22 protein-coding genes and 1 tRNA gene are annotated in these 25560 nt (G+C 64.0%); 15 read left to right on the plus strand and 8 right to left on the minus strand.

What is annotated here, in order from left to right:
• Positions 1–42 precede the first annotated feature (42 nt).
• From ACVOLR_RS09185 to ACVOLR_RS09225, 9 genes are all read left to right on the plus strand, one after another.
• Positions 43–3129 (plus strand): TonB-dependent receptor, encoded by a 3087-nt coding sequence (locus ACVOLR_RS09185; protein ID WP_481536184.1) that lies wholly within the window; start codon positions 43–45, stop codon positions 3127–3129.
• Between the two features lie 89 nt (positions 3130–3218).
• Positions 3219–4046 (plus strand): HupA family protein, encoded by an 828-nt coding sequence (locus ACVOLR_RS09190; RefSeq protein WP_481536185.1) that lies wholly within the window; start codon positions 3219–3221, stop codon positions 4044–4046.
• Positions 4047–4140: 94 nt separating this feature from the next.
• Positions 4141–5652 (plus strand): surface lipoprotein assembly modifier, encoded by a 1512-nt coding sequence (locus ACVOLR_RS09195; protein ID WP_481536186.1) that lies wholly within the window; start codon positions 4141–4143, stop codon positions 5650–5652.
• Positions 5653–5687: 35 nt separating this feature from the next.
• Entirely contained in the window at positions 5688–6296 is a 609-nt protein-coding gene (locus ACVOLR_RS09200; protein ID WP_481536187.1) for a biliverdin-producing heme oxygenase, read from the plus strand.
• Entirely contained in the window at positions 6296–6667 is a 372-nt protein-coding gene (locus ACVOLR_RS09205) for a YbaN family protein (RefSeq protein WP_481536188.1), read from the plus strand. Before ACVOLR_RS09200 ends, ACVOLR_RS09205 begins: the two co-directional genes overlap by 1 nt.
• Before the next feature lie 11 nt (positions 6668–6678).
• Entirely contained in the window at positions 6679–6996 is a 318-nt protein-coding gene (locus ACVOLR_RS09210; protein ID WP_481536189.1) for a hypothetical protein, read from the plus strand.
• Positions 6993–7691 (plus strand): tonB-system energizer ExbB, encoded by a 699-nt coding sequence (exbB, locus tag ACVOLR_RS09215; protein ID WP_481536190.1) that lies wholly within the window; start codon positions 6993–6995, stop codon positions 7689–7691. Before ACVOLR_RS09210 ends, exbB begins: the two co-directional genes overlap by 4 nt.
• A 1-nt stretch (position 7692) precedes the next feature.
• Positions 7693–8115: a TonB system transport protein ExbD gene (gene exbD, locus ACVOLR_RS09220; protein ID WP_481536191.1), complete on the plus strand. Its 423-nt coding sequence runs from the start codon at positions 7693–7695 to the stop codon at positions 8113–8115.
• The gene (locus ACVOLR_RS09225; protein WP_481536192.1) at positions 8112–8867 is read left to right on the plus strand and encodes an energy transducer TonB family protein; all 756 of its coding nucleotides are present in this window, start codon (positions 8112–8114) and stop codon (positions 8865–8867) included. The genes exbD and ACVOLR_RS09225 overlap by 4 nt, the downstream gene beginning before the upstream one ends.
• 161 nt (positions 8868–9028) lie before the next feature.
• Here the strand turns inward: ACVOLR_RS09225 and ACVOLR_RS09230 are convergent, their stop codons facing one another.
• The 3 genes from ACVOLR_RS09230 to ACVOLR_RS09240 form a co-directional block, all read right to left on the minus strand.
• A complete protein-coding gene (locus ACVOLR_RS09230; protein WP_481536193.1) occupies positions 9029–12178 on the minus strand; it encodes a TonB-dependent receptor in 3150 nt (1049 codons plus the stop codon).
• Positions 12179–12256: 78 nt separating this feature from the next.
• On the minus strand, positions 12257–13240 hold the full coding sequence (locus ACVOLR_RS09235) for a FecR domain-containing protein (RefSeq protein WP_481536194.1): 984 nt from the start codon (positions 13238–13240) through the stop codon (positions 12257–12259).
• Positions 13241–13245: 5 nt separating this feature from the next.
• Positions 13246–13755: a sigma-70 family RNA polymerase sigma factor gene (locus ACVOLR_RS09240; protein WP_481536195.1), complete on the minus strand. Its 510-nt coding sequence runs from the start codon at positions 13753–13755 to the stop codon at positions 13246–13248.
• A 444-nt stretch (positions 13756–14199) separates the two neighbouring features.
• Here ACVOLR_RS09240 and ACVOLR_RS09245 point away from each other — a divergent pair, with 444 nt between their 5' ends.
• The gene (locus ACVOLR_RS09245; protein ID WP_481536196.1) at positions 14200–16530 is read left to right on the plus strand and encodes a TonB-dependent receptor; all 2331 of its coding nucleotides are present in this window, start codon (positions 14200–14202) and stop codon (positions 16528–16530) included.
• A gap of 233 nt (positions 16531–16763) precedes the next feature.
• On the opposite strand, the gene ACVOLR_RS09250 is transcribed toward ACVOLR_RS09245, so the two are convergent.
• A tRNA-Arg gene (locus tag ACVOLR_RS09250) sits at positions 16764–16840 on the minus strand.
• A 127-nt stretch (positions 16841–16967) separates the two neighbouring features.
• Between ACVOLR_RS09250 and ubiA the strand changes: the two genes are divergently transcribed.
• Positions 16968–17861 carry a 4-hydroxybenzoate octaprenyltransferase gene (ubiA, locus tag ACVOLR_RS09255; protein WP_481536197.1) on the plus strand — a complete coding sequence of 298 codons (894 nt, stop codon included), beginning with the start codon at positions 16968–16970 and terminating at the stop codon, positions 17859–17861.
• Positions 17862–18022: 161 nt separating this feature from the next.
• Here the strand turns inward: ubiA and ACVOLR_RS09260 are convergent, their stop codons facing one another.
• The gene (locus ACVOLR_RS09260; RefSeq protein ID WP_481536198.1) at positions 18023–18604 is read right to left on the minus strand and encodes an HdeD family acid-resistance protein; all 582 of its coding nucleotides are present in this window, start codon (positions 18602–18604) and stop codon (positions 18023–18025) included.
• Between the two features lie 144 nt (positions 18605–18748).
• The gene (locus ACVOLR_RS09265; protein ID WP_481536199.1) at positions 18749–19450 is read right to left on the minus strand and encodes a double zinc ribbon domain-containing protein; all 702 of its coding nucleotides are present in this window, start codon (positions 19448–19450) and stop codon (positions 18749–18751) included.
• A 73-nt stretch (positions 19451–19523) separates the two neighbouring features.
• Here ACVOLR_RS09265 and bioB point away from each other — a divergent pair, with 73 nt between their 5' ends.
• The 4 genes from bioB to bioC all read left to right on the plus strand — a co-directional run bounded on the left by bioB (position 19524) and on the right by bioC (position 23623).
• A complete protein-coding gene (bioB, locus tag ACVOLR_RS09270) occupies positions 19524–20552 on the plus strand; it encodes a biotin synthase BioB (RefSeq protein ID WP_481536200.1) in 1029 nt (342 codons plus the stop codon).
• A 90-nt stretch (positions 20553–20642) separates the two neighbouring features.
• Positions 20643–21851: an 8-amino-7-oxononanoate synthase gene (gene bioF / locus ACVOLR_RS09275; protein WP_481536201.1), complete on the plus strand. Its 1209-nt coding sequence runs from the start codon at positions 20643–20645 to the stop codon at positions 21849–21851.
• Between the two features lie 17 nt (positions 21852–21868).
• Positions 21869–22636, plus strand: coding sequence for a pimeloyl-ACP methyl ester esterase BioH (gene bioH / locus ACVOLR_RS09280; RefSeq protein WP_481536202.1), 768 nt, complete (start codon positions 21869–21871; stop codon positions 22634–22636).
• 99 nt (positions 22637–22735) lie between these two features.
• Positions 22736–23623: a malonyl-ACP O-methyltransferase BioC gene (gene bioC, locus ACVOLR_RS09285; protein ID WP_481536203.1), complete on the plus strand. Its 888-nt coding sequence runs from the start codon at positions 22736–22738 to the stop codon at positions 23621–23623.
• 241 nt (positions 23624–23864) lie between these two features.
• On the opposite strand, the gene ACVOLR_RS09290 is transcribed toward bioC, so the two are convergent.
• On the minus strand, positions 23865–24473 hold the full coding sequence (locus ACVOLR_RS09290) for a YdcF family protein (protein ID WP_481536204.1): 609 nt from the start codon (positions 24471–24473) through the stop codon (positions 23865–23867).
• On the minus strand, positions 24470–25432 hold the full coding sequence (locus ACVOLR_RS09295) for a pyridoxal-phosphate dependent enzyme (protein WP_481536205.1): 963 nt from the start codon (positions 25430–25432) through the stop codon (positions 24470–24472). The genes ACVOLR_RS09290 and ACVOLR_RS09295 overlap by 4 nt, the downstream gene beginning before the upstream one ends.
• Positions 25433–25560: the final 128 nt, after the last annotated feature.

Consider the following 25560-nt stretch of genomic DNA (forward strand, 5'->3'; position numbering starts at 1 on the left):
CGGTACATCCGCGCGTCCTCTTCCTATTTCCCCGTCGGATCCATGAGCCCTTTCAGCCCTCCTCGTCGTTCTTCGCGACTGCCCGCCCTGCTCGCCGCCAGCATCGCCCTGGCACTCAACGCACCGCTATATGCCGCCGCGCAAAGCAGCAGCGCCAATGGCCCCACCCAAAGCGTCGCATTCGATCTCCCCGCACAGCCCTTGGACAGCGCGCTGACGCGCCTGGCTGACCAAGGCGGCGTGCGCATCCTGTTTGTCTCCAGCGACGTCGGCGGGCTGCAGGGTGCGGCCATCAAAGGCCAACTCAGTGCAGCGCAGGCGCTGGATCAACTGCTGGCCGGCAGCGGACTGGCCTGGCAATGGCGCGAACCCGGCACCGCCGTGGTGACACGCAGCGGCGCCGCGGCCACCGGCGCGAGTACCCCCATCGTCACCGGCACCCTGAGTGTGACCGGCCAGCAAGGCATCGAGGCCACCGGCGCACAACGCGATCTGCGTGGCCAGGACGATGTCTATGATCTGGACCTATCGACGGCGTATCTCGGCCGCACCGAAATCGAACGCTACAAGGGCGCGACGCCCTCGGATCTGCTCAACGGCGTCGCTGGCGTGTTCAGTGGCGATGCCCGCAACAGCGGCGCGCTCGATGTGAACATCCGTGGTGTGCAGGGACCGGGGCGAGTGCCGGTCACCATCGATGGTACCGAACAGGCGGTTACCGCCTGGCGCGGCTACAACGGCATCGGCAACCGCAACTACGTCGATCCCAACCTGATCGGCGGCATGCAGATCTTCAAGGGCCCGTCGCTGACCCGCAACGTCACCACCGGCATCGGTGGCGGCGTGGTGATCAAGACGCTGGATGTGGACGATGTGGTGCCGGAAGGCGAATCGTTCGGCGGCGAGTTCAAGATCGAAGGCAGCAGCAACGCGGTAGCACCCCGTCTGCCTGGCCGGCTTTACACCGGCATGAACCACCGCGACGTGCCGGAACTGGCCACCGGCAGCCCGGCCAACGACCCGACCCTGCGCGTGCAACCGCACACTGGTGGCGGCGGTTACAACGTCTTCGATGGCGAGGACCACGCCTATCGGCTGGCATTGGGCTGGAAGTCGGACACGCTCAGCCTGTTCGGCGCCTATGCCTACCGCGACCGCGGCAATTACTTCGCCGGCAAGCGCGGCGCCGGCTACTACTCGCAGCCGGTGGAGAACATCGGCGCCGGCGACTACATCATCACCATGGCCAGCCGCCTGCGTCCGGGCGACGAGGTGACCAATACCTCCAGCCAGATGGAATCGTGGCTGTTCAAAGCCACCTGGAACCCGACGCCCGACCAGGTGCTGCGCTTCGGCTACCGCGACACGCTGTCGCACTACGGCGAGATCATGCCGTCGCGCATCAACCGTACCGCGCTCGGCCTGCCGCAGTGGTCACTGAGCCGGGTCGATTCCACCGCCTACAACCTGGAATACAAGTGGCAGCCGCAGGGCAGCCGCTGGATCGACCTGTACGCCAACCTGTGGCGCACCGATACCGACAGCAACGCGAACACAGCCGGCAGCTACCCGAACTACTGGAATGCGGTGACCCAGCCGATCGTCATGAACGGCGCGCTGGATGATTCCACCAATACCCGCAACGGCCTGACCCTGAGCAATCTGTTCCGGCTCAGCGATACGCTGGACCTGACTGTCGGCGGTGACTTCCAGCACGAGAAGCTGCGCTCGCATGATGAGTACATCGGTCCCTCGGCGGCGTGGCGCATGTTCCCGCGCGCCGGCCGCCGCGAGGAATGGAACGCCAACTTCAACTTTGAATGGCGTCCGGCAGATTTCATCAAGATCAATGCTGGCGCCCGCTACTCCTCGTACTGGGCGTATGACGATTTCCTCGCTGACCACCCAAACAAGTTCCTGGGCTCGGTATCCGGTTATCAGGCCAGTTACCGGACCCTGTCTGCGGAGCAGCGCAGCAAAGCCGAAGCACAAAGCCGCGGTATTTATCAGCTGTGCGCGACGATGCCGTTTTACTGCCAGATGTTCAGCGTTCCAGCAGGGATAAGCGAAGCGGACTACGTCGCCGCCAACATAAAAAATGCAGCCAAAGAGAACACCATCGAATGGCGCCCTGACGCCGAAGGTAGATTCCACCGCGCAGACAACCCCTGCAGCAACGGCGCGCTGGCCGGCGTAGCCGATCTGTTCGAGGGCGGGAACTGCAGGATCGGCAACACTGCCAACCCGATCGCTTCCAGGTACGCCGTGGCGAAGAAGCGTCGTGATGGCGGCTGGGCCCCGTCGCTTACCGTTACCGGCCTGTTCTCGGACTACAGCCGCGCCTACCTCAGCTATAACGAGGCACTGCGCTACCCCAATATGTTTGAGAGCGTCATCGCCTTCGGCGCCAGCGTCAGCCCATTCCGCGACCTGAAGCCCGAACACACCTACAGCTACGAGCTGGGCTATATTCAGGAACTTGGGCATCTGCTGGGCGATGACACGATCGCCGATGTCAAGCTCAGTTACTACCACCGCCGCACCGACGACCTGGTCGAACGCGATAACAACTTCCTGTTCCGCAACATCGACAAACAGCTCGTGCAAGGCGTGGAGTTCCAGGGCCGCTATGACAACGGCCGCTTCTTCACTGATCTCGCCGTGGCGCACACGCTGAAGAACGAGGTCTGCGATGAGCACACCGCCATCACCATCGACCCCAATGTCGCCGGCACGCCAACCTGCGTCGATCAGGGCTTCATAGGCAGCTGGCTGCTAACCCAGGCCTCGCCGGAGACCTCGGCCAACTGGTCGTTGGGTGGACGTTTCCTGGACAAGCGGCTGGAGCTGGGCGCGCGCGTTGTCTATTACCAGCGCCGCAAACCCAACCGCGACCTGGAGGCATTTGCCGCCGTCACCAACCAGAACCTTGCGGTGTTCAACGTGCCGTTCTCCTGGGATACGACCTGGCTGTTCGACGCCTATGCCAGCTACCGCGTCAACGACACCGTGCAGTTGGAGCTGACCGGCACCAACCTCAGCAACCGCTACTACGCCGACCCGGCCACCCGCTCGCTGCTACCCGCACCGGGCCGAACGCTGAAGCTGAGCGTGACCGCACGGTTCTGATTTTCCCGTAGCAACTAAGGAGTCCACCGCAACCCGAACCATCACTGCAGTCCTGCTTTTTCCTTCATCACACCAAGAGACACATGATCATGAAAATGCACAAACGCATCTCACAACTCGCCCTTACCCTGACCGTAGTTTCAGCGGCAGGCTCCGCAATGGCCGCCAACATCGTCGGTACCCAATCCAATCCCTCGCCCTCGACGTACATCAGTGTTGGTGAGTCCCAGGTTCCGTTCGGCCCCCACACCGCCGGCAAAGCGGGCATCGGCATCTCCAACTATGCCATGGGCATCAAAGTCGACTTCCAAGGCCTGGCTCCCTCCAGCACCGCGACCACGCTGACCCCGAGCATGACTGCGTACCAACTGCACGATCCGATCACTCCAGGCACGCCAGGCAACCCAAACGACCCGGCGCACAACGGCCTGGGTAGCTTCAGCTTCGTCAAAGTTGGCAGCGGCGATGTCTGGTTTGGCGAATGGTCTACCAATGGCAACACCGGCAGCCCCACCTACCAGAACCGTCAGGTCTATTACGTAGGCGACAAGACCGGCTATACCGCTGCCACCGGTACTGCGGTTGGCTACACCCTGACCGGTCTGCATCGCTACGGCGCCAATACCCATCTTACCGGCAGTTTGACCGCCAACTTCAGCAGCCGCACCTTCCATGGTGACCTGTCGGTTGGCGCAACCCAGATCCGTCTGGGCAGCAGCGGCAGCCAGATCGCCTTCGACACCAGTGGTCATTTTGATGCAGCCAGCGCCGGGCAATGGATAGCCCCGGGCAACGTCGTTCTTGCCACCGGTGCAGTGAAGGGCGACTTCTTCGGTGCCGGCGCGGCCGCCGTCGCCGGCATCGTCGATTTCGGCATTCCAGCCATGGGCATCGCCTGGGGCGGCACCAAGAATTAACGGATAGGTCTGTCCGTCAAACGCTGTAATTCGACTGCTAACGGCAAGGACCAGCCAGCGTCCGCCAATCCTTGCCTCCCTCGATGGCCATTGCATGCATTCTCGTTCTCCCACCGACCGTCGACGCCGGTCTGTCTTCGCGCTTCCAGCTGCCCTGCTGCTGGCCGGCCTGCTGCTGCCCGCCACCGGCGCGGCACAGGAACAGGCCGATACCCGCCGCCTGCTGGACCAGCATATCGACCAGCAAGCGCAGGCCCGCGAGCGCGAGCTGCTCAAGGACGAACTGGATGCCGAGCGCCCGACGCTGACCATCGATGGTGAGCGCCACGTGATCGGCCACAATGTCGACGATGTCGGCCGTGCCCTGTATCTGGCGCTGCAGCAGCGGCAGTGGAACCTGGCGGCGCATTTCCTCAACGAATACCTGACCCTGCCCGACCACGACAAACTGCTGGTGCACTACGCACAGGGCGGCTTGCTGCGCATGCAGGGCAAGCACGCGCAGGCGATCGCCGAGTACCGCGCCCTGCTCGCCCTGCAACCGGACTTCATGCCAGCGCAGCTTGAGCTGGCCCGCACCTTGTTCGAAGACCAGCAGGATCGCGAAGCCGACGCGCTGTTCGCCGATGTCGACGCCAGCATCGATGCCAACGATTCCAAGACCGAGGGCGTGCGCACCACCATCGCCAGCTTCCGTCGGGCCTTGGCGCAGCGTGAGCGCTGGAGCGGCTCGTATGCGGCCGGACCGAGTTGGACCGACAACGCCAACCGCACCTCGGCCAGCCGTACCTGTCTGTTGCTGCTGATCACCGGCGACTGCCTGATCGAACGCAAGCTGCCCGAGGCCATCACCGCTACCGGCATCGACTACGACGCCACCCTCATCAAACGCCACGCACTGCGCGGCCATCATGGCGTCTACCTGCGCGCAATCGCATTCGGCCAGAACTACCGCGACAACAGCGCCTACAACGAGCTCAACGCGGCGCTGCAGACCGGTTACAGCTTCCGCAGTGCGCACCACAACGTCGCGCTGGCACCGTCGTTCGACTACTACGCGCTGGGCAATAGCGCCTTGTTTGGCGCGCCGGGCGTGCATGCCGAATGGAGCTGGACGCCGGGCCAACGCTCCATGCTGAAGCTGGAAGCCGATTGGAAGGATCTGCGCTATCGACAGCGCGATTACGCGCTCAATCTCGACGGCGTGCAGCGCACTGCCTCGGCCACCTACTTCCGCAGTCTTGGCAGTCATTGGATGGCCTTCGGTGGCATCGATGCACTGGACAGCGATTCGCGCGACCGCAGCAACAGCTACCGCTCGGTTGGCGCGCGTATCGGCGCATCCCTGCAGTGGCCGGAAGGCTTCAGCCACACCTTGTTCGCCTCCTATCGCCGCCGTAGTTACGACCTCTACAGCCCAATGCTCGGCGTCCGCCGCGATGACGACGAACGCAACTACACGCTGATCATCAAAGCCAATCGCCTCGCCTTCGCCGGCTTCACGCCCTTGCTGAGCCTTCGCTACAACGTGGTGTCCAGCAATGTCGATTGGCTCTACAGCTATGACCGCAGTACCGCCAGCCTGAAGCTGGAACGCAGTTTCTGACCCCCAACCGTTTCCTGCACTACCGGGAATTGCATATGAAAGAGAACAGCACCGTCATTTCACGCAGCCAGCAACTCAAGGCGGCCACCCACAGCACCCATGACAGCCTGGACAAGCGGGTCATGGCCGCAGACATCTTCGCAAGCCGCGACAGCTTCACGCGCTTCCTGCGCGTGCAGTACCGCTTCCACCGCGATATTGATGCGCTCTACGCCCATCAAGGGTTGTTGGCATTGATTCCCGACCTTGCCGAACGCCGACGCCTGCCGAAGATCGCGAGCGATCTGCAGGATCTGGGCAGCGATATTCCAGCGCACAGCACGCCGCTGGTGGACGCTGACATCTCCCTGCCCAATGCCTTGGGTTGGCTGTACGTTGCCGAAGGCTCCAACCTCGGTGGCAGCGTGCTGTTCAAATTGGCGCGCTACCGACTGCAGCTACACGCTGACTTCGGTGCACGCCACCTGGCCGCGCATGCCGACGGCGCCGCGCGGCATTGGCGCAGCTTCACCGCCGCGCTGGATGCGGCTCCACTGGCGGCCGAACAGGAAGCCTTGGTGGTGGAAGGCGCACGCGAGGCGTTCCAGAGCGTGCGCGGCTACGTCGAAGACGAGCTTCATACCGACCCGGTGCCGGTGCCCTGATGCGTTGGCTATGGTTCTGCGCGGGCTGCTGGATGCTGGCACTGGGGATCATCGGCGCACTGCTGCCGGTAATGCCAACCACCATCTTCCTGATCCTGGCCCTGGCCTGCTTCGCGCGTTCCTCGCCGCGGCTGGAGCGCTACCTGCTGCAGCATCCACGCTACGGACACAGCCTGCGCCTATGGCGCGAGCAAGGCGCAGTAAGCACCAAAGGCAAGACCTTTGCCGCGCTCGGCATGGCCGTGGGTTACCTGATTTTCTTCTGCACGGCGCACCCCAGCTGGAAGCTGGCGCTGGGCGTCGGCTTGTTCTTCATCGCCAGCGCCAGCTACGTGCTGTCGCGTCCCGCACCGCGTGCGCTCATCCACTGAGGATATCGATCATGCCCCTGACAACATCCAGCGGTCTGCCGCTACCAGCCCGCAACATCCATTCGGCGATACTGCGCGGCGCCGGCATTCGAGTGACATCGGCGCGGATCGCCACCTTGCGTCTGGCGCCGTTGGTGCTGGCCGCACACGGTCGCCTCAGCCCGCAACTATTGCATGCCGCGTCCTTGGAACAAGGCGGCATGCATGTCTCCACCAGCGCCTTCTACAACACCTTGTCGGCGCTGGGCGCAGCTGGCTTGCTGCCATCGCTCCAGCAAACAGACATGCCGTCGGCAGCTGACCGCGCGACCATCCAGGAGCACCAATGACAACCAACTTGCCCAGCAATCTCAGCCCGTGGCAGATGTTTCTGCATGCCGACTGGGTGGTACAGACGGTGATGATCGGCCTGGCGATTGCCTCACTGGCAACGTGGACGGTGCTGGTGGCCAAGCGCCGACAGCTGCAGAACGAGGCGCGCAGCATGCAGAACGCACGCAGCGCGCTCGCATTGGCGGAGAACCTGCCAGCAGCATTGGCGACGCCGGCACAGGAAAGCAGCATCGCTACAGCGCTGCTGGCCGAGGCACAGGACGAGTTGCAACGCTCGCCGAACGCTGGCAATACCGATGGCATCAAGGAGCGCGTCGGCTCGCGCCTGCAGCGCATCGAGCTCGCGCATGCACGCCAGTTGCGCAGTGGCACCGGGTTGTTGGCGACCATCGGTGCAACCGCGCCGTTCGTCGGGCTGTTCGGCACGGTGTGGGGCATCATGAACAGCTTCGTCGGCATTGCCCAGGCCAACACCACCAATCTGGCCGTGGTCGCGCCGGGTATCGCCGAGGCATTGCTGGCCACGGCCCTTGGACTGGTCGCTGCGATCCCCGCCGTGGTGATCTACAACCACCTGAGCCGGCAGCTGGCAGCGCTGCGTGGTGACAGCGGCGACCTATCGGCCAGTGTGCAGCAACTGGTCTCGCGCGACCTCGACCACCGCGCGGCCGTTGCGTGCGGAGCGCCCTGAGATGGCGATAAGGATCGACGAGCAGGATGAACTCCCCGACGAGAACCACGAGATCAATGTCACCCCCTTCATCGACGTGATGCTGGTGCTGTTGATCATCTTCATGGTCGCCGCACCCTTGGCCACCGTGGATGTCGCGGTCGACCTGCCGGCGTCAACCGCGCAGCCGCAGCCGCATCCCGATGAACCGGTATATCTGACCGTGCAGCAGGATCTGTCGCTGCGACTGAATCAGGACCCGGTCAGCGCGGCCACGCTGCCAGCAGCCCTCGACACGCTCACCGCCGGCAACCACGACCAACGCATCTTCGTGCGCGCCGACAAGGGTGTCGCCTACGGCGACCTGATGGACACCTTGAACAGCCTGCGTGCTGCCGGCTATCTCAAAGTCGCGCTGGTCGGTCTGGAGCAAACCGCACCATGAAGCCGACATCGCGCATGCCCGATGGCCCACGCTGGGGCCGCAGCCTGTGCATCGTGCTTGGCGTGCATGCACTGGCTGTGGGCGGCGCAGTTTTCTGGTCATCGCGATCTCCACCGCTGGCCCCGCCATCGCCACCAGAAGCGGTGATGGTGGACATGGCACCACAGGCGAGCGCACCACCTGCGCCACCGACCGATCTGGCGCCGGGCCCCCTGCAACAGCAGCACGAAGCACAGCCAGCACTGGCGAACGCAGCAACGACGGCTGCTGAGGTTCCGCCTTCGCCCGCCCAGGCAGCGGACGCGGCGCTGCCACCGCCGGCTTCCGACCAGCGCGAACAGGCACAAACGTCGGCCACAAGCGCCGAAGTACAACAAGCAAGTGCGCCACCCAGCGTGCTGGCGCCCAGCAGCAACCAGTACAGCGCCCGGCAATCATCGTCCGGTGTGGTAAACCCGTCGCAGGCAAACTGGCAGGCGCGTGTACTGGCGCATCTGGAGCGCCATAAGCGTTACCCGCGTGCTGCACAGCGCCGTCGCAGCGAAGGCGTGAGCATGGTCGAGTACGCGGTAGACCGCATGGGCGGCGTGCAGTGGACGCGACTGGCCCGTAGCAGTGGCAATGCCTTGCTCGACGATGAAGCACTTGACGCCGTGCAGCGCGCCAGCCCATTGCCGTCGCCGCCGGATGAAGTGCTAGGCGACCCCGTGCAGATCACCACGCCGGTGGAATTCTTCATTCGCAGACAATAGCTGCTGGGACTCTCCACGCAAGCCTGCTCTCCGGCTTGCTGCGTGCACGACATCGCGTCCTTGTTGGAAATTGCTCGCAACAAAAGTCAAAAAGCCCGCTCGGAGTCACTTCCGAGCGGGCTTTTTGTTGCATGCGGCGTGTTCAAGCACGCCGCACTGGATCAGAACCGATAGTTGAAGCTCGCCTTCAGCGTGCGGCCCGGTGCCAGCATGGACGACCGCGTCAGCGGGTCGATGTAGTAGAGGTTGCCCAGATTGGTGCCCACCACTTCGACCGTGGCGCGGTCATTGACGCGCCACGTGGCGTAAGCGTCATAAGTGGTGATGCGACCCCATTGCAACGGTGTGTTGAGGTAATAGGAAATCGTCGCCGACTGGCTGCCGTAGTTGTCCTTGAACACACTCTCCTGCGGCGCGTGGTGGACAATGCGGCTGCCCAGCTCCAGCTTGCCGTCGAACAGGCGCGTGCCCACCGTCCAGTTGAAGGTGTAGCGCGGAATCGCCATGGTCACCAGGTAACCGCCGACGAAGCCGGTTTCCACGCAGTTGGAGACGCCACCGGTGTTGTCCAGCAACATCGCGGTGTGCTCATCGCAGACGCGGTTTTCCAGGTTCCAGGCACCGCTGATGTCGGTGAAGAAGCGGCCGTTGTCGAAGCGACCCTGCACCTCGACGCCACGAATGGTCTGCTCGTCGATGTTGGAGAAGGTCAGCTGCGGGCTACGCTCGATCACGTCGCGGGTGCGGTGGTGGTAGTAGGCGATCTTCAGGTCCGCCAGCGGATTGCCATCCAGCATCTGACCGAAGTCCTGCACCCACGACAACTCGGTATTGAACGCATGTTCCGGCTTCAGTCCGTAGCTGTCCTGGATGCTGGAGAAGCCAATCGTGCTTTCAAACAAGGCCGGGAAGCGGCGCACCTGGCTGTGACGCAGATAGACGCGGCTGTGTTCGCTGAACTCATAGGTCGCCGCGAACGACGGCACCCAGCCAGCGCCACGCTGCCTGCGTGCGGTGTTGTCGACGGTGGCAAAGGGGATCAACTCGCCATTGACGCTTTGGCCGGGATAGGGGCCATCAGACCAGCACTTGCTGCTACCGCTCAGCACCACGTTGCTGAAGTCGATGGCGCCGTTGATGCAGGGATTGTCGGCGCGGTTGTAACGGCCCTGGCCATCGTGCTTCCACAGCATTTCGTTGTTGGCGGTGTAAGTGGTGCGGCTGCGAACTTCGTCGAGCGATGGGTTCAGCACTTCCGCCACAAACTGCTCGCGCGTATACCCAAAGAATTCCTCGTAGAAGGACCACTGGCTTTCCACCAGGCTGGTCATCTGCTCGACCGAGGTATCGATCTCGGCCTGGGTGTAGTGCTCCAGCGTGCTCCACTTCATCACCCGGCCCGAGGACTCCTGGCTGCTGGTCGGCAGTACGCCGGCCCGCTGTTGGCGGGCGAGGAATTCATCGAACGACTGCCAGTTCTGGTAGCGCACGCCGGCGCTCAGCAGCAGCTTGTCGATCGGCCGCCATTCGAACAAGGCACTCAGATCGTACTCACGACGCCAGCCAGCGCGCGGCTTGCCACGCCAATAGCCGGTGATCTCCGGATCGTTGTAGGCGTCCTTGGAGCTCAGGGTTTCCTTCTGCAGGTTGCCACCGACCGTCAGGTCCAGGCTTTCGTGCAACTGCATCTTGTTGTCGAACGAGAAACCCGTACGCGCATTCTTTCCGTTGGCTATTGCGGTATTGCGGAAGTGATCTGGCGTTACATAGACCTTGTCGACGTCGTTGTACCAGTTCATGCGATCGTTGGGCAGACCGCCGCTGCTATAGGTCGCGCTGTCGGTATCGGTACGCCAGAGGTTGGCGCGCAGGTCTACCCAGTCCAGGCCCGGGCGCCACTTGTATTCCAGGTTCACCGAGCGCGCATCCACCTGGCTCAGCGGCCACTGCGGGATGCCGTCGGTGACGGTGCTGGCCCACTGGATGCGCGAGGGCATGATCTCCCCATAGCGCGACTGCGTGTCACGCACGTTGAGCTGCAGCACCTGGCTGTCGCTCAAGCGCCAGGTGCCCTTGACCAGCCACGACTCCATGCGGCTGGAGGAGTTGAGGATCTCCGAACCCGGCACATAGACCTTGGCCAGGTAAGGAACATAGTCCCAGCTGTTGGTGGGCGCGTTGTCATAGAACGAGCTGCCATGCTTGCCGGCAAAGTGGTTGCCCTTCTCGCGGAAGGCGTAGGCCGCCATCAGGTCGAAGTTGTCCTTGCGCAGGCCCAAGGCCAGGCGCCATGCCTGATCATTGCCGAAGCTGCCGCTGCCACTGGTGCGTGGATGCTGGTACAGGGTCGGGTCATAGAAATTGACCGGACTGGTCGGGAAGCCAGGCACGCTGCCAACAGGCTTGCCGGTCAACAAAGCCGGCAACTTCGGATCGATGGCGTTGTCGCTGGCCTCCATCTTCAGCTCACCGCCGAAGCTCTCGCCTTCCAGCAGGATGTCGTCGACGTCCAGCGTCTTGATCTGCACCGCGCCGCCCACCGAAGTGTTGGCACCACGCACCATCGCCGGACCCTTGATGACCTGCATGCCGCCGATCAGGCTGGGATCGATGTAGTTGCGGTTGTTGGCGCCCATGTAGCCGCGCCAGACCGTCAGCGCCTGCTCGGTGCCGTCGATGGTCAGCGGCACCCGGCCCGGGCCTTGGATACCGCGGATGTTCGGGTCCAGCGCGCCGCTGTTGCGGGCGTCGCCGCTGTAGACGTTGACCATGCCTTTGAAGATGTCGGCCGGTGCAGCGCCTTTATAGCGTTCGATCTGCTCGCGCCCGGCGTACACGGTCGACAGATCGAGATCGTACACATCGTCGTAGCCGCGCTCGTCGCGCTCGATGCCAGTGGGATCGGCTGAGCGCTCACCACCGACACGCAGCGTGCCGATCACAACGGCGTCGCTGTCGGCACCGGCCACGCGCTGGATGCTCCACGCGCCCGGGCTGACTTCGCGTGCCGTCAGGTCGGTGCCCTGCAGCAGTCGCGCAAGCGCTGCGCGCACCGTATAGCGGCCCTGCAAAGCGGGCGCGGAGCGGCCTGCGGCCAACGCCGGGTCATAGCTCAACGAAACACCGGCGGCGGTCGCAGTGTCGTTCAATGCCCGCGCCAATGGCGCGGCCGGAAGATTGAAGCTCACATTGCTTTCGCCAACAGCGGTTGCGCCGTTCTGGGCAAGGGCCAGCTGTGGCAATGGCAGCGAAAGCGCGACCAGGCAGGCAAGCGCCAGCGAGGTTCGGACAACAGGGGGACGCGAAGACATGGCAAGGTCCGTGACAGAAAGGAATTGAAAGGGTTCACTTCCTTGCCCGGCCAACCGGCAAAAAGGGACATCCCGGTCTCAGGCGGGGTCGACCATCACCCACAAGCGACTGCGATAGCGCACCCGTAGCGGAAACCCCGCCTGCAGCAGGGCGAGCACCGTATCGGTGTCGTCCAGCTGGAATAGGCCGGATACCAGCAGATTGGCGATATCCGGATCACAACGCACGACGCCGTTGCGATAACGCGCCAGCTCGCCCAGCAGCTCGCCCAGCGGCATGGCCTCGGCATGCAGCACGCCTTGTACCCAGGCCACGCTGTTGCGCTGTAGCGCAGTAACTGGGCCAATGCCCGCTACGTTGAAGATCGCCTGCTGGCCTGCGCTCACCACTTGTGTGACATCGCCGCGATCGCCGAGGCGGATCCGCACCGCGCCCTGCTCCACCGCCACGCGCGCATGGTCATCCCACATCCGCACGGCGAAGCGCGCACCCAGAGCAATAAGATGCGCGTTACGCAGCTGCAGCAGCAACGGTCGCGCTGGAAGGCGATCATCGGCTGCTGTCTGCAACAGCAACTCGCCACGCAGCAGCTGCACTTGTCGCTGTTGCTCATTGAAGGTGACGGCGATCCGAGTATCGGTGTTGAGCAGCAGTTCGCTGCCATCCTCAAGCCGCAACGCGCTGCGCTCGCCGATGGCGGTGCTGCTGTCCGCAACAAGATGCTGCCAAGGCTCGCGCTGCCAGGCCAGGCGCGCCAGCGGCGCACCAAGCATCATCCCCACGATCGCCGTCAACGCCGCGCGGCGCCCCTGCAGAGTACGGCGCGCCTGAAGCAACGGCGCACTGCCTACCGTGCCGGGCACATCGTCGAGCAGGCCGGTCAAGCGCTCCGCACGTTGCCAGGCACGCGCATGCATGTCGTTGCTGGACAGCCAGCGCTGCCAGGCCGCGCGCTCCTTGGCATCGAGATCGCCTTCGCGGAAACGCAGCAGCCATTCGGCCGCTTCGTGCAGCACGGGTGCGGGAATGGGCGTGTCGGTCCTGGCCAAGGGTTCCCGCATACGGATCAGTCCATCGCCTCGAGGCAGGCCGCAAGCGCCAGCACGATGTCGCGCTTGATGGTGCGCTCGGTGACGCCCATGCGCTCGGCGATCACCGCATAGGTAAGCCCATCCAACTGCGACAGCAGGAAGGCCTCACGTGCCCGCGCCGGCAATGCATCCAGCATGCGGTCGATGCGCAGCAATGCCTCCAGTGCTATCTGCCGCTGTTCCTCATCAGGCACCAAGCACTCAGGCAGGCTTGCCAGCACATCCAGCCATGCCCGCTCCAGCGCGCGGCGCTGCCACAGGTTGATGACCAACCCATTGGCAATGCGGGTCAGGTAGGCACGCGGCTGCTCCAGCGCTGGCAGCTGTGGCTTCTGCAGCAGGCGCACGAAGGTGTCTTGCGCCAGATCCGCTGCCGCCTCGTCCGCGGACATGCGTCGCCGCAGCCACTGCAGCAACCACCCATGGTGCGCGACATACAGGCCCTGCAGGGAATCAGGCGCCGATGCCGGCGAAGCGTTGGCCATGGGCAAATATTGCGAATAGGAATCACTATCATCCGATAAGTTGGGATTCCGTGCAAACCTGGCTTGCCAGCGGGCAGCGACAACAACGGTCTCCATCCAGCCAAGCGACCCGGCATTCCGGCCATGCCTGGCTGCTTCGGGCGCTTCGGGAGCTTCGGGAGCTTCGGGAGCTTCGGGTACTTCGGGTACTTCGGGTACTTCGGGTGCTTCGGGTGCTTCGGGTGCTTCGGGTGCTTCGCAGCAATGGTGGCAGAACGGGCGAGCAGGTCTCCTATCGTCTCGAGCCAGGCTTGCTACCCCTGAAGTCCAAGGCAACACCGCGCGGACGATCTCCCCGGCAAACGCCGCACCTGCGGAGTACGCCGCACCCGGACGGCAGCGGATTGACTCTCGCTTTTCCTTAAACGATATATTATAACATTCCAATTTCAACGGGGATGATCCATGCGTCAACACGTACTTGCAGCCGCCGTGCTGCTCGTTGTCCAGAGCGCCTACGCCGCGGACGACACCACCCTGCCCACCATCAAGGTCCGGGCAGACAAGGCTTCAAGGATCGACAGCATCGTTGTCGTCGAGAACTCCCAGACGCAGAACCGGACCCTGGGCGGCATGCTGGAGCACGTGCCGGGCGTGCAGAACAGCGCGTTCGGCCCGAACGCAGGCGCGCCGGTCATTCGCAGCCTGAGCGGCAACCGCGTGCAGGTGCTGGAAGATGGCCAGTCCATCCTCGGCATGAACGCACTCAGCGGCGACATCGCCATCCCGTTCGACCCGTTGTTCGTACGCAGCATCAGCGTCAACAAGTCTTCGGACAGCGTCCGCCATGGCGGCAATGCGATCGGCGGCAGCGTCGATGTCGACTCCGGCATCATCTCCACCAAGATGGAAGACAAGGACCAGGAGATGGAGCTGGTGCTCAGGCAGGGCTTCAATGCCGCCGACGCGCAGGGCTTCCGGATGAATTTCAACAACCAGCGCAATCTATCGACCAATCTGCAGATGTCGCATCAACGGATCTCGCACTACGACATCCCAGGCAACAGCAAGGCCAGCGTCTGCGACAGCCGATTGTTTCCGGCCGGCGGCGGGGTCAACAGCGGCCTGGCCGACAGCTGCCAGAAGGAGGCCCGCATCCAGCAGGTCTACAACAAGGCATCGCAGCCATATATCGACCAGTTCATGACCGAAAACCCGGACTGGGCGGACGGCAGCTTCTCGTTCTATACCAACAAGCCGTCATCGGTCTGGCAGGGCAAGACCTACGTGAACCCGGCAAACCCGGACTATGTGGCCGGCACGCCTTCGTATGTGCAGAACAAGATCAACCGCGACGTCACCCCCAACTACCGCGGCACCTTGGGCAACAGCTACTTCCGCAACACAAACATTGCCGCCGGTTCGACCTACTTCTTCGACCGCGGCTACATCGGCATCAGCATCGACGCCAAGGACAGCGACTACGGCGTGCCGGGCTTCTCGATGGAGAACCTGTCCTTCGGCTCCGACCATAGCCAAGGTCGCCCGGTCGGCGTCGTGCTTAAGCAGACCAAGTACGCGCTGCAGGCCAATGTGTTGGATCCGCTTCCGCTGTTTGAAAGTGCGGATCTGCGCGTGTCGCAGCTGAGCAACACCTCGGCCGAACAGCTGGGGACAAGCAAGGCCAACGAGTACCAGTTCGATAGCTACCAGGCCGAAGCGCTGCTGGCACAGCGCCGTGCCGGTCCGCTCAGCGGCCTGCTCGGGCTCAGCCAGCGCACGCGCGATATCAGCGGCAGCGGCACACTGCGCTACCTGCCCGATGTGCAGAGCGTGACCAATGCGGTGTTCCTGAAACAGAGCCTCGACTTCGATGGCGCGTCGGTCGATGCGGGGTTCCGCCACGAGCGCGTGGATCATGACATCCGCAGCAGTGCCTTCAAGACCTCACGCAATTCGGCCAACTCGAAACTGGAGGACAGGTCGTTCACGCTCAACAGCTACAACCTGGGGGCGCTTGTCGAGCTCGGCAGCCGACTCAGCGTCAAGGCCCGCTACTCGTCCTCGCAACGGGCACCTGAGGTCAATGAGCTGTACGCCAGCAACGCCCACTACTCGGTCATGACCCAGGAAGAAGGAAACCAGAACCTGAAACCCGAGCGGGCCAGAAATACCGAATTCGCCCTGCTGTTCAACAACCGTGGCTTTGACATGTCCGTGACCGGCTATGTCATGAAGTACGAGAACTTCCTCTACCAAGGCCACTCCGGCTTGCAGACTGCCAACCGCCTTCCCTTGAAATACTGGAAGCAGACCGACACCACGGTGAAGGGCTTTGAAGTCGATGTTTCCCAGACGTTGGAGCTCGGCCGCTACGGCACGCTGAACCTGTCCGCCTTCTCCGATCTGGTGAAAAACCGCGCAGACCATCCGGATTCGCTGCGCGCGCACAACGACGGTCAATACCTGCCCAACATGCCAACCAATCGCTATGGCGCAAACATTGCGTGGCAGAAGGGCGACTGGAAGACCGGCATCTCCAGCACCTATTACGACAAGCAGAAGTACCTGGGGAAGAATGTCAGCGAGGAAATCCCGCTGGATGGCTTCAACATGCTGGACATGCAGGTAAGCCGCCGTTTCCAGCCACGTGGTGGCTACATCAGCGCGATCGAGGTGTTTCTCAATGGCTCAAACCTGCTCGATGCCGATGCCCGCCCGCACAACTCACCACTGAAGTACATCGCGCCCTTGCCGGGCCGTGCATTCCAGCTTGGGGTGCGCATCAACCTCTGAGGGGCCGGCACTGCGGCAACGCTAGTAGCAGCTGAAGACGCCTGCAAACCATCACCGCCAGAATCGGTGTGATTGCAGGTGCCCGGGGCTCCGCCATCGCGCGTCGCCCACACCTCGGTCGGCACGGACGTTCCTGGCCAGGGTTCCTACACACGACATTGAATGGCTGAAACGCAGAAACCCCAGATTTCTCTGGGGTTTCTGACAGTCTGGGACAAGCCCAGACTTCAATCTGGCGCGCCCGGAGGGATTCGAACCCCCGACCAATGGCTTCGGAAGCCACTACTCTATCCGGCTGAGCTACGGGCGCATTGTGCTCCGACCGGCTGAGCCGGGCGGACGCGCATTCTAACGGCAAAAGCGGCCGCAGGTCTGCCCCCACCTTTGGATCGCTGCAGTTGGGCGGGAAAAACCTGCCCAGCTGGTAACCTTTACACATGAGCCGTCTGCCAACTACACCGTCCACCGCAGCTACAACCTCGCGGTTCGGGCACTACTGGAAATTGATGCGCGCCGACCGCCCGATCGGCACCTTGCTGTTGCTGTGGCCCACCTGGTGGGCGCTGTGGCTGGCTGCCGACGGCCTGCCGCCGCTGTGGATACTGTTCGTGTTCAGTGCCGGCGTCTGGCTGACCCGCTCGGCCGGCTGCGTCATCAATGACTACGCCGACCGCTGGCTGGACCCGCACGTCAAACGCACCAAGGACCGACCGCTGGCCACCGGCGCGATCTCCGGCCGCGCGGCGTTGATGCTGTTCGCCGGATTGATGCTGGTCGCGTTCGCGCTGGTGTTGACCCTGAACGCCCTGACCATCGGGCTCAGCTTCATCGGCGTGTTCCTGGCCGCCAGCTATCCCTACCTGAAGCGCTACACGCATCTGCCGCAGGTGTATCTGGGCATGGCCTTCGGCTGGGGCATCCCGATGGCCTTCGCCGCCATCCAGGGCGAAGTTCCGCCGCTGGGCTGGGTGCTGTACGCCGCCAACATCCTCTGGTCCACCGCCTATGACACCTGGTACGCCATGGTTGACCGCGACGATGACCTGAAGGTGGGCTCGCATTCCACCGCCATCCTGTTCGGCGATCTGGACCTGGTCATCCAGGGCATCCTGTACGCGCTGTTCTTTGCTGCGATGGCCTTGGTTGGGCAGCGCGCGGGGCTGGGCTGGGCTTACTGGGCCGGCATCGGTGTGGCGGTAGCGTTGGTGGTTTATGAGTTCTGGCTGTGCCGCGACCGCGAGCGAGAGCCTTGCTTCAAGGCCTTCCTGCACAACAACTGGGTCGGCGCTGTCTTGTTTGCCGGCATTGTTGCCAGCCAGTACCTGGATTGAAGAAACGGCCCGCATAGCGGGCCGTTTCTCTATTGCGGTGCCGCTGTCCCTTTGTAGGAGCGGCGTAAGCCGCGAAGCCAACAATGTCGGATAGCACAGCCCTCTGTGGATCTGATGGACTATCTGCTTCGCGGCTTACGCCGCTCCTACAAAATGCGACGTCACATCGCGCCGATGGACTTGCCCAGCGAACGCAGGCGGAACGCTGCGATTATCTGCAGCACGCCGTAGATCAAGGCCAGCACGCCGATCCACAGCGAAGTCACTGCCAGTCCGGCAATCGGGTTGAGTGCGAACATCACGCCCAAGGCCACTGCCAGCAGACCGCTGACGATCAGCATCCACTCGCCCGTGATCTGCTTGCGCACGCGGATGGCAAACACGATGCGGTAGATGCCGCCAACCACCAGCCAGGCGGCCAGGAACAGCAGCAGCACGCTCGCCGTGGCCAGCGGGTTGATCACCGCCAATACGCCAAAGGCAATGGAAGCCAGCGCATAGAACAGCGCCCAACCGCGCGACACCGGTGCAGAGCCATTGAAGGCAGAGACCAGCACCACCACGCCTTCAACAATGGCCATGATGCCGAGCCACCACGCCAGAACGGCCGCGGTACGCACCGGCGCCATTACCGCCAGTACGCCGAATATCACAGCAAACAGGCCAAACAGCAGCAGCACCCACCAGTTGCGCGTCAATGTGCCAAACAGCGATCCAGCAGGAAATCCCGGGGAAGCACCCATGTCTGTCTCCTTATGTTGAACAGGTGTAAAGGCCTTTCAATCCCAGTCTAGGCCCATAGCCGTAGTAATGGCATGTAGAGATGACATGCGTGAATTCAAGCCAGTTGCGGCGCAGATACGGCCTTGTGATCACACAGACGGCAATCACGGCACTCGCGCACAGACCCAGGCATCCACCCGCTGCACGCCGGCGCGGTGCAGAGTGAGCGCGGCTGCATGCAAGGTAGCACCGGTGGTCATCACGTCATCGAGCAGCACCACATGTGCGGGCAACTGCCCCACCGCGATGAAGGCGCCGCGCAGATTACGTTTGCGCTCCGATGCGTCCAACTCCGATTGCGGCTGGGTTGAACGCCGCCGATGCAGGCCACGGCACAGCGGCAGCTGCAGCGCGCGCGCCACCGGCTTGGCCAGCTCCCAGGCCTGGTCATAACCGCGCTGGCGCAGCCGTGACAGGTGCAGCGGTACCGGCACGATCGCCTGCGGGCGCTCGGCGTCGCGCACTGCATCCAGCAACAAGGTCGACAACAGTCGCCCGGCGCTGAGGTCATGGTGGAATTTGAACCGCAGTAACAAGCCGTCAACCGGCGCGCTATATGTGAAGGCCGCCAGCGTCGATTGCAGGGGCGAGCTCGAGCGCTGGCAGGCGCCGCACACCCCACCGGCATCGACGCCCGGTAAGGGCAGCGCACAACGCCGGCAAGCGGCCCGTTGCCATGGCAGTCCGGCGCTGCAGGCCAGGCACAGATCCCGCCCCGGCAAGCCATCCTCGCCGCAGACCAGGCAGCGCGGCGGGAACAGCAGCGCCGATAACTGGCTCCCAATCCTGTAAACCAGACCTTTCATTAGATAGTTGACAGCAATGTGTATGCTGACCAGACTGCGCCGCTTCCATCGCCCCATCTGTCAGGTAATACCGATGTCCACCGTCATCCGCCACGACTGGAAGCGCGAAGAGCTGCTGTCCCTGCTCGAACTGCCCTTCCCCGAGCTGCTGCATCGCGCAGCCAGCGTGCATCGCCAGCACTTCGACCCGGCGCAGGTACAGGTTTCCACCCTGCTCTCGGTCAAGACCGGCGGTTGCCCGGAAGACTGCGCCTACTGCCCGCAGGCCCAGCGCTACGACACCGGCGTGGACGCGCAGAAGCTGATGGACACCGACAGCGTGGTGGCCCGCGCCCGCGCCGCCAAGCAGGCCGGCGCCTCGCGCTTCTGCATGGGTGCGGCCTGGCGCTCGCCCAAGGACCGTGACATCCCCAAGGTCGCGGCGATGATCCGCGAGGTGAAGTCGCTGGGTCTGGAGACCTGCGCCACCCTGGGCATGCTCGAAGGCCACCAGGCGCAGGCGCTGAAGGACGCCGGGCTGGACTACTACAACCACAATCTGGACACCGCGCCGGATTACTACGACTCCATCATCCATACCCGCCAGTACCAGGACCGCCTGGATACGCTGGAACACGTGCGCAACGCCGGCATGAAGACCTGCTGCGGCGGCATCGTCGGCATGGGCGAGACCCGCGAACACCGCGCCGGCCTGCTGCAGGCGCTGGCCAACCTGCCGGCGCATCCGGACTCGGTGCCGATCAACCGTCTGGTGCAGGTTGCCGGTACGCCCCTGCACGGCAGTGCCGAGCTGGACCCGTTCGAGTTCGTGCGCATGATCGCGGTCGCCCGCATCGTGATGCCGCGCTCGATGGTGCGGCTGTCGGCCGGCCGCGAGAGCATGAGCGACGAGCTGCAGGCACTGTGCTTCCTGGCCGGCGCCAACTCCATCTTCTACGGCGAAAAGCTGCTGACCACCGGCAACCCGGACACCGAGCGCGACCAGGCCCTGTTCGCCCGCCTCGGCATCAGCCCGATGCAGGTGAATGTGGACGCCGACGACCACGACCACCCCGGCACGGTGCACCTGGATATCGCCCCGCTCTGCGCCCGCAGCGCCTGACCTGGCTGGCGCCCCGCCCGCGGGGCGCCGCTTGGGCATTCTTACAGGCAACCGGGTACGCTAGCCGCCCGCTTGACCATGAACCTTGCCATGGCCCGTCCCGACATCCACGACCGCATCAACGCCCAGCGCAAGCTGCGGCTTGCCCAAGGCCGCATCCGCACCCGGCGCAGCATCAGCCGCCGCGATGGCGTGCGACTGGAGCTGGACGGCCGCTGGTTGACCGGCTTCTGCAGCAACGACTACCTCGGCCTGTCGCAACAGTTCGAGGTGATCGCCGCGCTGCAGGACGCCGCCGGCCGCGAAGGCGCCGGCAGCACCGCCTCGCACCTGGTCTGTGGTCACCACAGCGTGCACGAGCAGCTGGAACGCGAGATGGCCGACTGGCTCGGCTATCCGCGCGCCCTGTTGTTCGACAGCGGCTTCATGGCCAACCTGGCCGTGCAGCAAGCACTGCTCACCGAAGAAACCGATATCTGCGTGCAGGACCGGCTCAACCACGCCAGCCTGCTCGATGCCAGCCGCCTGGCCGGCTGCCGCCTGCGCCGCTATCCACATCTGGACAGCGAAGGCGCCATGCGCCAGCTCAAGAACACCGCCGACGGCGCTGCCATGCTGGTCACCGACGGTGTGTTCAGCATGGATGGCGACATCGCCCCGCTGCGCTCGCTGTCGCTGGTGGCACGCATGCAGGAGGCGCTGTTCTACGTGGACGACGCTCACGGCATTGGCGTGATCGGCGAACACGGCCGCGGCTGCGTGGCCGATGCCGGGCTGGGCGTGAAGGAGGTTCCGTTGCAACTGGCTACCCTGGGCAAAGCACTTGGCAGCCACGGCGCAGTGGTGCTGGGCGAGGACGCACTGATCCAGCACCTGGCCGAAACCGCACGCCCCTACATCTACACCACCGCCCTGCCGCCAGCACAGGCTGCCGCCTCGCTGGCGGCGGTGAAGCTGGCGCGCCGCGACCACTGGCGCCGCGAAAAACTCACTGAACTGATCACCTGCTTCCGCGAGGGCGCGCGCCGCAACGGGCTGGAACTGATGGCCTCGGAAACCCCGATCCAACCGTTGCTCTGTGGCGACGAAGCCACGGTGATGGCCTTGTCGGCGACGCTGGAGCAGTCCGGCTTCCTGGTCAGTGCGATCCGTCCGCCGACCGTGCCCGAAGGCAAGGCACGCCTGCGCGTGACCATGTCGGCGCTGCATACCGTCGAGCAGGTCAAGGCGCTGGTAGACGCCATCGCCAAGGCCCGCGACGTGGTGCTGTACCAGAAGTCCCTGAACACTGTTGCCTGAGAACCGGTTGTAACGCCATGCATATCGAAGTCACCGGCAGCGGACCGGCATTGGTCCTGATCCACGGCTGGGCACTGCATGGCGGCATCTTCGCGCCGCTAGTCGAGCGGCTGGCGCCGCACTTCGAGCTGCATGTGGTCGACCTGCCCGGCCATGGCCACAGCCGCGACGATGCCACGCCCTTGCGGCTGCCGTATCTGGTCAACGCCATCGCCAGCGCCACGCCGGCAGCGATGTGGTGCGGCTGGTCGCTGGGCGGGCTGGTTGCCTTGCATGGTGCCGCCACGCTACCGCAGGTACGCGGGCTGGCAATGCTGGCGGCCACGCCGCGCTTCGTTCGCGATGCCGATTGGCCCAATGCAGTGGAGCCGGTGGTGTTCGAGCAGTTCGGGCGCGATCTGGAACAGGACTACCGCGGCACCCTGGAACGCTTCCTCGCGCTGGACGTGATGGGCTCGCAGCACGCCCGCAGCGAACTGCGCACCCTGCGCGATGCGCTGGTCGAACGCGGCGAACCGGCCCCACGCGCCCTGCATGAAGGCCTGGCCCTGCTGGAGCGCAGCGACCTGCGTGGCGGCCTGCCCGGCCTGCACAAACCCGGCCTGTGGATAGGCGGGCAGCGCGACCGGCTGGTGCCGTCCAAGGCCATGCATCAGGCTGCCGCGTTGGCGCCCGCAGGCCTGCATGCCGCCCACACCATCGACGGTGGCGGCCACGCGCCTTTCCTTGGCCATGCCGATCACGTTGCCGGGCTGCTGCAACAGTTTGTTGCTGGCTGCGCGTGAGCGGTTACGCGGCCATTGGCGCTCGCTGCCCGATGATGTCCCTGGCCACCTGAACACCGCCGCGCTCCCCATCCTGAATTACGAAACCGAATCACCGCCATGTCTTCTCTGTTTGATCCAAAACACGTCCGCCGCGCCTTCTCGCGCGCCGCCAGCAGCTACCGCGCCGCCGCCGTGCTGCAGCAGGAAGTAGCCAAGCGCCTGCTGGAATCGCTGGACTACCTGGAAGACCGGCAACCGCAGGTGGTGTTGGACGTCGGCAGCGGCCCGGCCCATGCTACCGCCGCGATGAAGAAGCGCTGGCCCAAGGCGCAGGTGATCGCCCTGGACCTGGCCCTGCCAATGCTGGCGGAGGCCAAGAAGCAGGCCGGCTGGTGGCGCCCGTTCTCGCGCGTCTGCGCCGACGCCCGCGCACTGCCGCTGGCCGACAACAGCGTCGACGTGATCTATAGCAACCTGTGCCTGCAGTGGGTGGAAGACCTGCCAGCGGTGTTTGCCGGCTTCCGCCGCGTACTCAAGCCCAATGGCTTGCTGGTCTGTTCGACCTTTGCCCACGACACGCTGGTGGAACTGCGCCAGGCCTTTGCGCAGGCCGATGACACCTCGCATGTAAGCCACTTCGTACAGATCGCCCAGTTCGGCGATGCCTTGATGATGGCCGGCTTCCGCGATCCGGTGTTGGACCGCGACATGTTCACCCTGACCTATGACGACCTGCCGACGCTGATGCGCGAGCTCAAGGCAATTGGCGCCACCAACGCCATGCACAACCGTCGTCATACGCTGACCGGCCGCAGCCGCTTTGCTGCCGCACGCGATGCTTACGAGCCAATGCGCCGCGCGGACGGCAAGCTGCCAAGCAGCTGGGAAGTTGTGTACGCGCATGCCTGGGCGCCGGCACCAGGCGCGCCGATTCGCGAGCAGGGGCAGGATGTGGCGAGCGTGCCGTTGTCGGCGATTCCTATTCGACGGAAGACGCAGGAATAGGGATTAGGGACAGGGGCAGATGCTGCTCCGTAGTGCCGAGCCATGCTCGGCAGAGGCCTTGCAGACAATCCAACGGACAGTGCATCAGCTTCGCGGCTTACGCCGCTCCTACAAGGGCAAATGCAAACCCGTAGTGCCGAGCCATGCTCGGCAGGGGCACTACAGACAATCCGTCGGACAGTGCATCAGCTTCACGGTTTACACCGCTTCCACAAGGAACGGGGAGCGGATGCCCAACCGCTCAAGCCCCTTTTACAAACAGGTCGCGGTGGAAGAAATACACTTCCTGCAGCAGAAAGCGCCAGCTGGTGTGGAAGCTGCGGAAGCGCGTGCTCGGCGTGGACGATGCCAGCGCATCAATGCCCAACTCCTTCGACAGACGCAGCGCGCGCGCCATGTGCAGCGGATCGCTGACCACGATCACCTTGTGCATATCGTGCTTGGCCATGACCTGCTTGGCTTCGACCAGATTCTGCCGGGTGGTGCGCGAGCGGGTTTCGATCAGGATGTCGTTGCGCGGAATCTTCTGCTTCAGCGCATAACGCCGCGCTACCTGTGATTCGGAAAAGCGCGCACCCGTGCCACCGAAGCCGCCGGTGAAAATCAACTTAGGTGCATAGCCCTGCCGGTACAGATCCAAACCGTGGCGGATGCGCTCTTCAAACACCGGCGAAGGCTTGGCATCGTAAGCCGCAGCACCGAGCACGATGATGGCGTCGGCAGGCGCCGCCTGGTCACGGTCACCCACCCAGATGATCCACGCCGCCACGCCCAGCAGCCACAACAGCAGCAATACACATAAGCGCCACACCCAGCCCATCAACCCTGTACGCCGAACAGCTGCCTTCATGCCTGCACCCAGGGCAAGGCATCCAGATCCACGTTGCCACCGGACAGCACCAAGCCCACTGTGCGCCCGGCAAAGCGCTGCGGCTGGGCCAGCACCGCCGCCAAGGTGATCGCCGAGGACGGCTCGACGGTCTGTTTCATTACCTGCCAGATCAGCCGCATCGCGGCCAAGGTATCGGCATCGTCCACGCTGATTACCTGTGCCGCGCCGTGCAGCAAGGCGAAATTGGGCGCACCCAGCGCACCACGCAGGCCGTCGCACAGTGTGTCGGGCACGAAATCGATCAGGCGTTCACCCGCAGCCAGCGAACGCGCGGTATCGGCAGCACCAGCCGGTTCGGCCAACACCAGCTCGCAGTTCGGCAGCAGCTGCTGCATCGCCAGCAAGCTGCCGGCCGCAAGGCCGCCGCCGCCGACCGGCACCACCAGTACATCCAGCTGCGTGCCGGCCTGACGGATCAGTTCCAGCGCAACGGTGCCCTGACCGGCGATGACCCGCGGGTCGGTATAGGGATGAACCAGCGTCGCCCCGGTTTCGCTCTGCACGCGAAGGCATTCAGCTTCGCGCGCGGCCTGGGTGGGCGCACAGCGCCAGAGGGTGGCCTGGTTGCGCTCGATATTGGCCAGCTTGGCCGCCACCGCGCCTTCGGGCACCACCACGTGACAGGGAATGCCGCGTGAGCGCGCCGCCAAGGCCAGTGCGGCGCCATGGTTGCCCGAAGAATGCGTCACCACGCCGTGGCTGGCGTGCTCCACATCCAGCGACCACACCGCGTTACACGCGCCACGGAACTTGAACGCGCCGCTGCGCTGCAGGTGTTCCGCCTTGAAGTGCAAGCTGGCGCCGACCAGTGCATCCAGCGCGCGTGAGCGCAGCACCGGGGTAACCGTCGCATGGGCGGCAATCCGCGCCGCTGCTGCCAGAACCTCGGCAAATCCGGGCAAAGGGAGTTCATTCATGGTGAAAGGTTAGCCCAGGCCCCGGCCCTGCGACCATCTCATCTGCGCACACGTTGTATGTTCAGCCATGTAGACGCGAATTAAGGGCCGATTCAACGCCGTGGCCCGAAGCTGGATGCCATACCCAC

Source organism: Stenotrophomonas sp. STEN030 (assembly GCF_056759995.1).

Bases quoted from the DNA above. Each gene is read 5' to 3' on its own strand.
- ACVOLR_RS09185 (WP_481536184.1), top strand. From the start codon at position 43: ATGAGCCCTTTCAGCCCTCCTCGTCGTTCTTCGCGACTGCCCGCCCTG.
- ACVOLR_RS09190 (WP_481536185.1), top strand. From the start codon at position 3,219: ATGAAAATGCACAAACGCATCTCACAACTCGCCCTTACCCTGACCGTA.
- ACVOLR_RS09195 (WP_481536186.1), top strand. From the start codon at position 4,141: ATGCATTCTCGTTCTCCCACCGACCGTCGACGCCGGTCTGTCTTCGCG.
- ACVOLR_RS09200 (WP_481536187.1), top strand. From the start codon at position 5,688: ATGAAAGAGAACAGCACCGTCATTTCACGCAGCCAGCAACTCAAGGCG.
- ACVOLR_RS09205 (WP_481536188.1), top strand. From the start codon at position 6,296: ATGCGTTGGCTATGGTTCTGCGCGGGCTGCTGGATGCTGGCACTGGGG.
- ACVOLR_RS09210 (WP_481536189.1), top strand. From the start codon at position 6,679: ATGCCCCTGACAACATCCAGCGGTCTGCCGCTACCAGCCCGCAACATC.
- exbB (WP_481536190.1), top strand. From the start codon at position 6,993: ATGACAACCAACTTGCCCAGCAATCTCAGCCCGTGGCAGATGTTTCTG.
- exbD (WP_481536191.1), top strand. From the start codon at position 7,693: ATGGCGATAAGGATCGACGAGCAGGATGAACTCCCCGACGAGAACCAC.
- ACVOLR_RS09225 (WP_481536192.1), top strand. From the start codon at position 8,112: ATGAAGCCGACATCGCGCATGCCCGATGGCCCACGCTGGGGCCGCAGC.
- ACVOLR_RS09230 (WP_481536193.1), bottom strand. From the start codon at position 12,178: ATGTCTTCGCGTCCCCCTGTTGTCCGAACCTCGCTGGCGCTTGCCTGC.
- ACVOLR_RS09235 (WP_481536194.1), bottom strand. From the start codon at position 13,240: ATGCGGGAACCCTTGGCCAGGACCGACACGCCCATTCCCGCACCCGTG.
- ACVOLR_RS09240 (WP_481536195.1), bottom strand. From the start codon at position 13,755: ATGGCCAACGCTTCGCCGGCATCGGCGCCTGATTCCCTGCAGGGCCTG.
- ACVOLR_RS09245 (WP_481536196.1), top strand. From the start codon at position 14,200: ATGCGTCAACACGTACTTGCAGCCGCCGTGCTGCTCGTTGTCCAGAGC.
- ubiA (WP_481536197.1), top strand. From the start codon at position 16,968: ATGAGCCGTCTGCCAACTACACCGTCCACCGCAGCTACAACCTCGCGG.
- ACVOLR_RS09260 (WP_481536198.1), bottom strand. From the start codon at position 18,604: ATGGGTGCTTCCCCGGGATTTCCTGCTGGATCGCTGTTTGGCACATTG.
- ACVOLR_RS09265 (WP_481536199.1), bottom strand. From the start codon at position 19,450: ATGAAAGGTCTGGTTTACAGGATTGGGAGCCAGTTATCGGCGCTGCTG.
- bioB (WP_481536200.1), top strand. From the start codon at position 19,524: ATGTCCACCGTCATCCGCCACGACTGGAAGCGCGAAGAGCTGCTGTCC.
- bioF (WP_481536201.1), top strand. From the start codon at position 20,643: ATGGCCCGTCCCGACATCCACGACCGCATCAACGCCCAGCGCAAGCTG.
- bioH (WP_481536202.1), top strand. From the start codon at position 21,869: ATGCATATCGAAGTCACCGGCAGCGGACCGGCATTGGTCCTGATCCAC.
- bioC (WP_481536203.1), top strand. From the start codon at position 22,736: ATGTCTTCTCTGTTTGATCCAAAACACGTCCGCCGCGCCTTCTCGCGC.
- ACVOLR_RS09290 (WP_481536204.1), bottom strand. From the start codon at position 24,473: ATGAAGGCAGCTGTTCGGCGTACAGGGTTGATGGGCTGGGTGTGGCGC.
- ACVOLR_RS09295 (WP_481536205.1), bottom strand. From the start codon at position 25,432: ATGAATGAACTCCCTTTGCCCGGATTTGCCGAGGTTCTGGCAGCAGCG.